11 protein-coding genes and 1 pseudogene are annotated in these 9,414 nt (G+C 48.7%); 4 read left to right on the top strand and 8 right to left on the bottom strand.

The genetic code is table 11. The features are described from left to right. Positions 1-119: 119 nt before the first annotated feature. Positions 120-242 (top strand): annotated as a pseudogene (locus IEV17_RS16820) (helix-turn-helix domain-containing protein); the annotation flags it as partial. Positions 243-333: 91 nt separating this feature from the next. On the opposite strand, the gene IEV17_RS16825 reads toward IEV17_RS16820, so the two are convergent. The 5 genes from IEV17_RS16825 to IEV17_RS16845 form a co-directional block, all read right to left on the bottom strand. Further along, positions 334-735, bottom strand: coding sequence for a PaaI family thioesterase (locus IEV17_RS16825; RefSeq protein WP_009516420.1), 402 nt, complete (start codon positions 733-735; stop codon positions 334-336). A gap of 19 nt (positions 736-754) precedes the next feature. Continuing rightward, on the bottom strand, positions 755-1,219 hold the full coding sequence (locus tag IEV17_RS16830) for a PaaI family thioesterase (RefSeq protein WP_000378064.1): 465 nt from the start codon (positions 1,217-1,219) through the stop codon (positions 755-757). A 56-nt stretch (positions 1,220-1,275) separates the two neighbouring features. Further along, a complete protein-coding gene (locus tag IEV17_RS16835; RefSeq protein ID WP_000186299.1) occupies positions 1,276-2,247 on the bottom strand; it encodes a BtrH N-terminal domain-containing protein in 972 nt (323 codons plus the stop codon). After that, complete coding sequence (locus IEV17_RS16840) at positions 2,244-2,870, bottom strand: TetR/AcrR family transcriptional regulator (RefSeq protein ID WP_000952904.1); 627 nt, start codon at positions 2,868-2,870, stop codon at positions 2,244-2,246. The genes IEV17_RS16835 and IEV17_RS16840 overlap by 4 nt, the downstream gene beginning before the upstream one ends. A gap of 83 nt (positions 2,871-2,953) precedes the next feature. Next, the gene (locus IEV17_RS16845) at positions 2,954-3,823 is read right to left on the bottom strand and encodes a metal-dependent hydrolase (RefSeq protein WP_004658519.1); all 870 of its coding nucleotides are present in this window, start codon (positions 3,821-3,823) and stop codon (positions 2,954-2,956) included. On the opposite strand from IEV17_RS16845, the gene IEV17_RS16850 reads away from it, so the two are divergent. Then, a complete protein-coding gene (locus IEV17_RS16850; protein ID WP_016543249.1) occupies positions 3,815-3,988 on the top strand; it encodes a hypothetical protein in 174 nt (57 codons plus the stop codon). The genes IEV17_RS16845 and IEV17_RS16850 overlap by 9 nt on opposite strands. Before the next feature lie 489 nt (positions 3,989-4,477). Next, positions 4,478-4,708: an IS5 family transposase gene (locus IEV17_RS16855; protein WP_004656998.1), complete on the top strand. Its 231-nt coding sequence runs from the start codon at positions 4,478-4,480 to the stop codon at positions 4,706-4,708. Positions 4,709-4,746: 38 nt separating this feature from the next. Here the strand turns inward: IEV17_RS16855 and IEV17_RS16860 are convergent, their stop codons facing one another. The 3 genes from IEV17_RS16860 to IEV17_RS16870 all read right to left on the bottom strand — a co-directional run bounded on the left by IEV17_RS16860 (position 4,747) and on the right by IEV17_RS16870 (position 7,809). Continuing rightward, positions 4,747-5,961, bottom strand: a complete 1,215-nt coding sequence (locus IEV17_RS16860; RefSeq protein ID WP_001193555.1) for an NAD(P)/FAD-dependent oxidoreductase — start codon at positions 5,959-5,961, stop codon at positions 4,747-4,749. Between the two features lie 86 nt (positions 5,962-6,047). After that, positions 6,048-7,430 (bottom strand): cytochrome P450, encoded by a 1,383-nt coding sequence (locus IEV17_RS16865; protein WP_009516417.1) that lies wholly within the window; start codon positions 7,428-7,430, stop codon positions 6,048-6,050. Between the two features lie 58 nt (positions 7,431-7,488). Beyond that, on the bottom strand, positions 7,489-7,809 hold the full coding sequence (locus tag IEV17_RS16870) for a 2Fe-2S iron-sulfur cluster-binding protein (protein ID WP_004658513.1): 321 nt from the start codon (positions 7,807-7,809) through the stop codon (positions 7,489-7,491). 216 nt (positions 7,810-8,025) lie between these two features. Between IEV17_RS16870 and cypR the strand changes: the two genes are divergently transcribed. Next, complete coding sequence (cypR, locus tag IEV17_RS16875; RefSeq protein WP_004658508.1) at positions 8,026-9,105, top strand: transcriptional regulator CypR; 1,080 nt, start codon at positions 8,026-8,028, stop codon at positions 9,103-9,105. Positions 9,106-9,414 lie beyond the last annotated feature (309 nt).

Below are 9,414 nucleotides of genomic sequence, written 5' to 3' on the forward strand. Positions count from 1 at the left end.
TATGGCGAAGCAAAGCCAAGATAGGTGGTGGAAAATTTAGGCCATTGCGCGCAATTGAAAAACCTTAGCGTGCTATATTTTCCGTTTCCTGAGACGACCCCTACAAGGGCCGTAAGCCGTCACTGACTCCTGAACAAGTGGCTCTGCTGCATCAACGTCTTGAATCTGGCGACTACAAAACCAAGCGAGCATTGGCGAAGGAGTTTGGGATTTCTGCGCCAACGCTGTATCGGTATCAGTAGTAGTTCCAGCTATTTGATATTATTTGTCTATCTATTGAAAATTTTTCTGAGTAAAACAGGGTCGGCATCCTGAACTGAGCTTGCTCCAATTTTATTTGCTGCTAACCGTAAACAGGAATCGACCGATACAAACCAACTTGCCATCAAGTAGTAACTGAACCGATACTGTCGTAATGCGCCGACCCGCACGAACAATACTGGGGACTGCCTGTAACGTACCTATAAATGCTGGCCGCAGGTAATCAAAGGTCATCGTGGAGCATAAGGGCAGCTCATTATCACCACGCTGACGGGCAAGATAGGCGGCGGCGGCCACTTCACCAAAACTCGCGAGAATGCCGCCATGAAACGTGCCAATCATCGGGTTGCCGATATGCGAATCACGAAAGTCCATAAAGTACTGTATTTCTCCATGTTGCATTTCCTCACGAAAACCTAGAAAATCGACAAAAGGCTCGTCACACAATTTTAGTGGGGGTGTTTCCGCGCTCATCTGATTTACTATACTCATATCACTCGCCTCGCGCTTCATTGCTGTCAAAAGAGGGTCCCATCGTGCCGATTGCGAAAGAACCAGTGACAGTAGCCAGTAGCTCACCACTGTCTTCTGCAACCGCTCGGCCCGTGATAAAGGCCACCGTATCGGTTCTACCAATGCAATCCACTATCGCCTTTAAACCTACCGCAGAGGGAATACGTCGCAAAAAATCGACACGCAAATCAATAGTGGCAATCGGCTCTAACGACCGCAATGACGAAAAAATAGATAAGCCGCAAGTCGTATCCAGCAGCGTCACCAAAGCCCCTCGATGCAGTGAGCCTTTACGGTCAGAGAGTTGCTCAGAGAAGGGCATCGTCATCTCGGCATGACCATCGCTCACTGCACCAACACTAATATTGAACATATTGAATAAAGGGTGATTAGTACCAAAAAACGCCTTAGCCATGGTCAGGTGTGCCGTGTTATTACTGTCCATTTTTGAACTCCCGCCATTGCTGGCTGATTTTATTGCGAAAAAATTAGCGGCACGTCTCAAAGTGCAAGGGCGGCATCTGTATAATTACGTTCGGCCTGCATCACCGCCACAATGGCCTCTTCAATGGCGGCATATGGAAAGTTTGTGCTTTCCGAGGCAGACTTCAAACACATGGCTAATGCCGTCCATGCTTTTTCGCAAGCCCTCATTAACAGGGGCAGTCGATATTGCTGTACACTTGCGTCATAGTGAACCGCTTCATCAAGGAATTCAGCGTACATTTTGCGGAAGCCGCCGCCACCTGTGCCACGCTTTTCAATAATTTGGTAGGCAAATCGGGTCGTCCAGTGCCAATCGCCTGTGGCTCCCCAACGACTCAGTTCGGCCAGCCATGTTTCCAGTGCCGATATGCCACTCACAGCTAATGACTTGGCGTTGTCATGGATGACACCGGTAATCATCTCGGGGGTAATTTCGCCTTGAAACGCGGTGGGCGTGAACATATTGCCATAGTGAATAAATGGGGGCTGTGTAGAAAAACGTGCGCGGGTCAGTGCCTCTCGCGTCACCGACAAAACACTCGGACGCTCGGTATCGGTGACAAATACCGCACCTGTCTCTGGATTTCTCGACCAAGCGGCTATGGCGTGACCGGGAAAGTGCGTGCTGCTGTTGAAGTAAGGTAAATAAAAAATATCCGTCAGCAACAGGGTGGGGTGACCCGCATCCAAACATTTCTCCAGCGCGGTGGCTGCCGATTCGGGTGACTCGAAGGTTTGCCACTCAAAGGGTATACCGATACTTTCAAATACGCGCGCTTCAAACCCCAAAGACCGCACATGCACTAAAAATGGCACAGGGGCGTCAGCCATTTCCAAATAGGTCACGCCAAGCCCTGAGCCTAATCCAAAGCACATGGCCTCGGAAATATTCAGCCCATTAAACTCGAGCAAATCACGAATTGCGGAGCTGCCACAATGCCTCCCGATGGCGTGCGTGATACGGGATGGAGTCTTATAGTTGGTCACAGGTTTTTTGCCTCTTCGTGAAAATCTGGATTAAGGATGCCTCTTGTCATCATCTGCCATATCGCATCCGCGATCTGTTCAAGATTGTACTTACCATTTTCTTTATACCAAGTGGCAGCCCAGTTTATTGCTCCTAGCCCAATCAGTCTTAACAGATCTGCATCCACATCGTTTCGGATACAACCATAAGACTGCAGATCATCAAGAATTGTCTGCCAATATCGCTCGTATCTGTCTCTCTCAGCAATAATCTGCTCACGTGCGACTCCATGTACCGAGCGCCACTCAAACAACAACACATAAACCATATCGTCACCCGACATAAGGATATCGACATGTGTCTGCAGTGCCGATTGCATTTTTTTGAGTGGATCTTGAATCGCGGAAGTCGCCTCAACAATCCTGTAAATAGTTCTCTCAATAGCAAGCCGCATCATATCAACCAAAATATCGTCTTTACTACGATAGCGGTAATGCAGACTGCCTGGAAGAATACCACAAGCACTGGCAATTTCTCGCACACTGGTACGCTCAAAACCCTTTTCTCGAAACAGCTTGGCAGAAGCGGCTAATACTCTCTCGCGGTCAGCAACTTCGACTCGCGTAGATTCACTACTCAACATAGTTTGACTCATAACATTATATCAATAAGACAGGTTACTCGACTTGGTCAAGTCGAGTCGAGTCTTTCACGGTCTCTCCTGATCTATACAGCTTTTGCAATGGGGACATTAAAAACAATTCGTGACGCTTCCATAGGGTCTTGATGCTTATCATATTCAGCCAGCCAAGAATTAACCTTTTCTGGGATTTCGGTGTCGCTAGGATGGAAACCTGGCTTAAACCAGTCCAGATAGCGTGGAATAAGTCTGGTAATCAGGCCACGTGGTCCATAGAGGCGATAAAATCCCTTAGCAAGCACCAATGGCTGACCTTGTAGTTTGTCAATTTTCAACATATGCCAAAGAACTGAGCCAACCACCGCATGTACCAGTAGCGTTCCGATAATCAAAGCAGATGCGCGGGTGAAATACCCCCCACCTGCCGCTGTTTCGTAAACATCAAAGGCTACTGTTTTGTGTTCGACTTCTTCTACCGCATGCCACATGAACATGGCACGCATTGCGGGATGAGCATTCTTGAACATCTCACCCTCACCCTCCATAGCACCCTCGCCTAGTACAGCAGTAATATGTTCAAAGGCAGCTGTCATGGCCAACAGATACTTGGCGGGCAGGTGTTTTTGGGAGAGCCGAATAAATAATTTGAATCTTGCGATGACCTTTTCGACATGAATGCCTTGCGACTGCATCACCGCATTATACTGGTCATGCACAATGCCATGTTGCGCTTCTTGGCGAAAAAAGTTTTTGATATCTTCTCTCAGTTTAGGATCTGTGACCAGATCCTGATAGTTACGCACCGACTGAATAAAAAAACGCTCTCCATCGGGGAAGTGAATAGAAAGTGCATCAAAGAAGCGTGTTAACACCGGGTCACCGTCGTTCCAAAAAACTGGAACATCACTTAAATCAAACCGCGGCTTACGTGGCTGGATATTGATCATATGAGTCATGGCGAGAGTTTCCTTGTAAAGGCATCGAATGTCTGTAAACCTGCTATCACATTTGACCTTGAGCAATATTTTTCACCTTGGTCAGGCACAGCAAATATCACACAAGAATTCAACGGGTATTGGTCAAATGACCAAATGCATATTTTGAATATATTGGTCGATTGACCAAATGTCAAGCCTGTCCTCAAAATTTGATAGAATGAGTTAACAACGCAGCAGGTGAGCCAGATCATCTTTGACATCGAATATAGCTACCAGACCTTTTGGCAGAGGTGTTTTTTTAATGTTAGTTTTTTTACATTAGAGTGTGTTGACGTTTGAAAATATTGATTGCAAATTGGAGGCAGACTCAGAGAATTAAAGCTCTCCCCATCCGAGTCCACCATGCCACGCTTTATGCTGAACGACCAACATTGAGCAAAGATTTCTCCTATGCTCAAGCAACAGGACATTGATCACAAACCAAATTTACGGCTCACCGTAGAAGCCATGCTCTACAGAATGTGGGTGAAATGTCCATGGCTAGACCTACCTCCTGACTGAGTTTGGTCAGCAGCCTAATCTCTACAAAAGATACAACGACTGGTCAGCAAAAGGTTTTTTCCAAAGCATACTCAGGGTTTTATCTACTGACTCTGATATAGAGTAGGGGTTATGGATAGCAATTACGTCAAGGCACATCAACATAATGCACGTGCTGCAACTCACGATCAGGAGGCGATTGGCTTAAGTCGAGGTAGCAAGACAAGTAAGATCCATCTTGCCGTAGATGGGTATGGATTACCCATCGTGTTTGCGATCACGGGTGGTGAATTACACAAAGCCAAAGCTGCACCTGACTTGCTCTCACAGGTATCTATCGATGCCATTCTGATTAACATCTGAATCAGCGTAATGCAAATCTAGCCTGATGTAGTTTTAAGCTACCCCATCAACGCCTGTACCGCAATCGACTCATCCGCCAACCGCAGTGGATCGACCGCCGTACCAGCCGTGATCAGCTTTTTGCTTAGCATAAACTCCTGCGGACGATTCACACAATCCGCCGCAATCAGGCGACCCGCCTGCAAATAAAACGCTGCAAAGCTACGCCTTTGCTGCACATCACCCCGAATCACGATCTGATCATACCCCTGACTGAGTCCCGCAATCTGCAACTTTAGATCATACTGATCTGACCAAAACCAAGGCAAACTCTTCGAGGTCCGCTGTAAGCCACACAAGGTCGCCGAGGCAATTTTGGCCTGTTCATTGGCGTTTGGTACCGACTCCAAGCGCATCCGCCGCTGATAAATCGGATTAAACGCATTGGCACAATCCCCGATGGCCACAATCTCTGGCGCACTGGTACGGCAATACTCATCAATCACAATACCATTGTCCACCTGCAAGCCCGCGTCCAGCGCCAACTCGATATTCGGTACAACCCCGACCCCGATGATCACCAGATCTGCATCGAACATCGAACCATCGGCACACAGCACCGCTTGCGCCCGCCCCTCACCCGTGATCGCCGTGACCGACACACCGGTATGAATCGTCACACCCTGTTCGCGATGAATCCGCGTATAAAAGTCCGACACTTCCGGTGCAGTTACCCGCTGCAAAATCCGCTCGGCGGCTTCCAAGACCACCACCTGCATGCCCTGCTCGGTCAATGCGGCGGCTGTTTCAAGACCGATATAGCCACCACCGATCACCACTGCTTTGCCGTTGGGTTGTACAAATGGCTGGATAGCCTGTACATCGCTGATATTTCTAAGATAATGCACACCTGCCAAATCAGACCCAGCCAGCGACACCGTCCTGACTCGTGCACCGGTACACAGCGCCAACTGGTCATACGCAAGCGTACTGCCATCTTGTAGTGTCACGCTGCGCGCTGCCCGATCAATCGCAACCACCCGCCCGTGCCGAAATTCGATCTGATTTTTTTGATAAAAAGCGGCTGGCCGAATCAATAACTCATCGACCAGTTGTGCACCGCATAAAAAGGTCTTGGACAACGGCGGTCGATGATACGGCAAATACGGCTCATCGCCGATCACCACAATCTCGCCCTGCCAGCCATCTGGCCGCAGACTTGCCGCCAACTGCGCCGCAGCATGACTTGCGCCAATGATGACGATTGTTTGCATATGAATTCACTCAGTTCATGGTTGATGCACAGCATCAATTGTTGCCGACGACAGTTGCAAAATGCCTCTGTCGCCTATTTTGATACCTACGCTTTGGCAGTCAGTTTGACCATCATCTTGGCATAGCCGCGCACAAAGTTAGACTGCACCAACTCTGGCTCACCCAATACCTCAATATTGTCGAAGCGAAGCAATAACTCCTCCCACAGAATCCGCAACTGCATCTCGGCCAAGCGATTGCCCATACAGCGATGCACACCAAAGCCAAATGACAAATGATTGCGTGCACCTTTACGATCAATCAAAAACGCATCTGGCTGTTCAATCACCCGCTCGTCACGATTGCCCGAGGCATACCACATTAAGATCTTGTCGCCCTTACGGATGGTTTGGCCGTGCATCTCGATGTCTTGCTTGGCGATGCGACGCATATACGCCAGTGGGGTCTGCCAGCGAATGATCTCGGACACCATATTTGGAATCAGGCTCGGTTGGTTTTTCAGTTTGACAAACTGCTCAGGAAACAGGTTCAGCGCATATACCCCGCCGGTCATGGAGTTCCGCGTGGTGTCATTCCCACCGACAATCAGCAAGGCCAAATTGCCCAAAAACTCCATCGGACGGTGAATCAAATCCTTGGTATCGTCATTGCTCAGCATTAAGCTAATCAAATCAAATCCCATCGGCTCACCTGCCGCTTGCTGAGCCGCCTTGGCATGCCACAGCGCGGCAAACTGCTTGGCCATATCAGCGGCGGCATTAAAAAGCACATCGTTGTCGCTAATCTCACCGCCCGTGGCTTCTGCGCTGCCCGCCAACGTATCAGACCAGTACACCAGCTTGTGCCGCTGTTCATACGGAAAATCTAACAAGGTCGCCAGCATGCGTGCGGTGATTTCTTTGGACACCCGCTCCACCCAATCAAACGGCGTATCGAGCGGCAAATCATCCAAAATCTCTTGTACCCGACTGCGGATCAGCCCTTCCATTTCTTTTAAATTTTTCGGTGCGACCACACCTTGTACCGCTTGACGCTGCACATCGTGCTTAGGCGGATCCATTGCAATAAACATTTCCACATCCAGTCCGGCGGGCGGCTTGCCAATCACAATCACCGGTTCCGCCGAAAACAGCTCGTGGGATTTGTCCACGAACACAATATCGTCATAACGGGTAATCGACCAAAATGCACCGAATGGACTGCTTTTTTGGTAATGAACAGGACGCTCGTCGCGTAGCCGCTTAAAGTATGACTGCCATTGATGCTGTCGATATAAAAACGGATTGCTCATATCGATGTCTTCGAGCTTGAGCGTGGCAACATCGGGGATTGGCTTTTCTACAAAATCAGGGAACGGTTGCGCCTGTGTCACCCGTTGCTTGACCTTTTGGAACACCTGCATGCCTTTCACTTGTAAATGCATGGGTATCGGCAGCAGGGCTGAAATTTGGTTTAGTGTGGCTTGCATGTTTTTCATGATTCATTCCTCAATGATGATGCTTAACAGCTGTTGAAATCTGCCGTCACTACATTTGAAACTCAGGCAAATGCACCACCATGCCATCCATTGCATCGGACAATTGAATCTGGCACGCCAAACGAGACGACGCCGTACCTTCTGGTACCATCTCTAGCATGCGCGCCTCTTCGTCATTGGGCTGTCCTGTCGCCGCCAGCCAAGCACCGTCAACGATCACATGACAGGTTCCACAAGCACATTCGCCACCGCAATCTCCATCAATGCCGGATACGCCGTGATCGATAGCCAGTTGCATCAGCGACTTGCCCGCTTCGATGTCAAGTACGGTGGCGGTACCGTCATACTCGATCAATGTAATTTGACCCATTATTACTACTCCTGTGTGGTATACGGTTGCTGGTGACGCCGATGAAAATAGCCATCCCTCTTTACTCATAATAGACATGTATCCATACTGCTTACAGGTCTCTTGTTGACAATATAGGGTCATTAAAAGACGATTATGGCGCTGTAGCCCCATCGTCGATTGCATTTTTCTAGTCGATGTTCTTTCATACTGGTCTGTTATTGAGGTGTTTGAGCCATGTTGCATCCAAGTCTGCTGACTGGTCTCGCCAGTACAAGTGAATCTGCTAATATCCCCTGTAGCTATACCCGTCTGATTGGCCGAGAGCTGGACTTGCAGGCGCGTGACCTACCTAAACTATTAAAATTCACCACGCTGACCGCTGAACAACTGATGCGTGACGACACGATGATCACGGCCAGCCAACAGATTCAAATCTTACAAAATAGCTTGGAGTTGTCCGCATCCGATCAGTTTGGCTTGCGTTTAGGGCAGCGGCTCACGCCGTCAACACATGGCTCGATGGGCTTTTTAATCAATAGCAGCCCGAACTTATTGGCCGTGTTACAAGCGTTTCAAACTTTTTTGCCGACCCGTATGAGTTTGATTAGGCTCGAAACACACACCAATGCTGAGTGGACGACCTGCTTGATTTTCTTTGAGCAGACCTTGAGTCATGCAGTACATCGGCTACTGTCCGAAACTGTTGCGGTGATTTTTTCGGAATGTGCCGAATTTATTGTTGGACGACCGCTGACCGAGGCGGTGATTCAGTTTAGCCATCCCGCCCCCGATCATCATGCCTGTTACGCGGATTATCTTGCCGGTACCTATCAGTTTGATCAGCCACAACTGTCGATCCGAGTGCCGACCGAGTTGTGCTTGATTGCCAATGCATCCGCGCAGCACGATAGCTATCTGCTGGCGATGCAACAATGCGAAATGATCCTCAACCGGCTCAAGACCCAACAACACAGCACCACCTACCAAGTGCAAAAAGCCATGCTGTCCTATCCGCTCGGGCAACTGAGTGAAGAGGATCTGGCTGCAGCCTTGTTTATGAATAAGCGTACGCTGGCCAGACGTCTGGTCAAAGAGAACACGAGTTACCGGCTGATTCGAGATCGGATTTTATCTGAGAAAGCCAGTAGTTATTTACATGACCCTCAAATATCGGTCGAGGCAATTGCCAGCTTACTGAATTACCACGACTCTGCTAATTTTCGGCGCGCGTTTAAACGCTGGTTTGGTGTATCACCAAGTGCTTATCGGCGAAAAATCACCCATCGGCAAGAAGAAAATGACCTGAGAGAATGAGGTTGTTCGTATGATTGTTAATACGTTGAAACATCAATACGCCCTAGAAAAATACCTTAAAACGCTATGTCAGAGATGGCAATCATATGGCAGCCCTCCACTTCCAATCCGATAACCTCAACTCAACCCAACGCTTGCAACCCGCTGTGAACTCTGTAGAGGTTTTAATTCCCATTGCAGCCCATCCACCGTCAATGTCTTCAGTTAGGGGTCGTCTCAGGAAACGGAAAATATAGCACGCTAAGGATTTTCACTCCGACTTCTTTTAACGATATCCAACACGGTATTTTTGCTTAGATTGACCAGCCG

It is taken from the genome of Acinetobacter modestus (genome assembly GCF_014636095.1).
Lineage (GTDB): Bacteria > Pseudomonadota > Gammaproteobacteria > Pseudomonadales > Moraxellaceae > Acinetobacter > Acinetobacter modestus.

Excerpts from the sequence above, each read along its gene's own strand:
- IEV17_RS16860 (WP_001193555.1), bottom strand. The coding sequence starts at position 5,961 with ATGCAAACAATCGTCATCATTGGCGCAAGTCATGCTGCGGCGCAGTTG.
- cypR (WP_004658508.1), top strand. The coding sequence starts at position 8,026 with ATGTTGCATCCAAGTCTGCTGACTGGTCTCGCCAGTACAAGTGAATCT.
- IEV17_RS16870 (WP_004658513.1), bottom strand. The coding sequence starts at position 7,809 with ATGGGTCAAATTACATTGATCGAGTATGACGGTACCGCCACCGTACTT.
- IEV17_RS16825 (WP_009516420.1), bottom strand. The coding sequence starts at position 735 with ATGAGCGCGGAAACACCCCCACTAAAATTGTGTGACGAGCCTTTTGTC.
- IEV17_RS16840 (WP_000952904.1), bottom strand. The coding sequence starts at position 2,870 with ATGTTGAGTAGTGAATCTACGCGAGTCGAAGTTGCTGACCGCGAGAGA.
- IEV17_RS16865 (WP_009516417.1), bottom strand. The coding sequence starts at position 7,430 with ATGCAAGCCACACTAAACCAAATTTCAGCCCTGCTGCCGATACCCATG.
- IEV17_RS16845 (WP_004658519.1), bottom strand. The coding sequence starts at position 3,823 with ATGACTCATATGATCAATATCCAGCCACGTAAGCCGCGGTTTGATTTA.
- IEV17_RS16850 (WP_016543249.1), top strand. The coding sequence starts at position 3,815 with ATGAGTCATGGCGAGAGTTTCCTTGTAAAGGCATCGAATGTCTGTAAA.
- IEV17_RS16830 (WP_000378064.1), bottom strand. The coding sequence starts at position 1,219 with ATGGACAGTAATAACACGGCACACCTGACCATGGCTAAGGCGTTTTTT.
- IEV17_RS16855 (WP_004656998.1), top strand. The coding sequence starts at position 4,478 with ATGGATAGCAATTACGTCAAGGCACATCAACATAATGCACGTGCTGCA.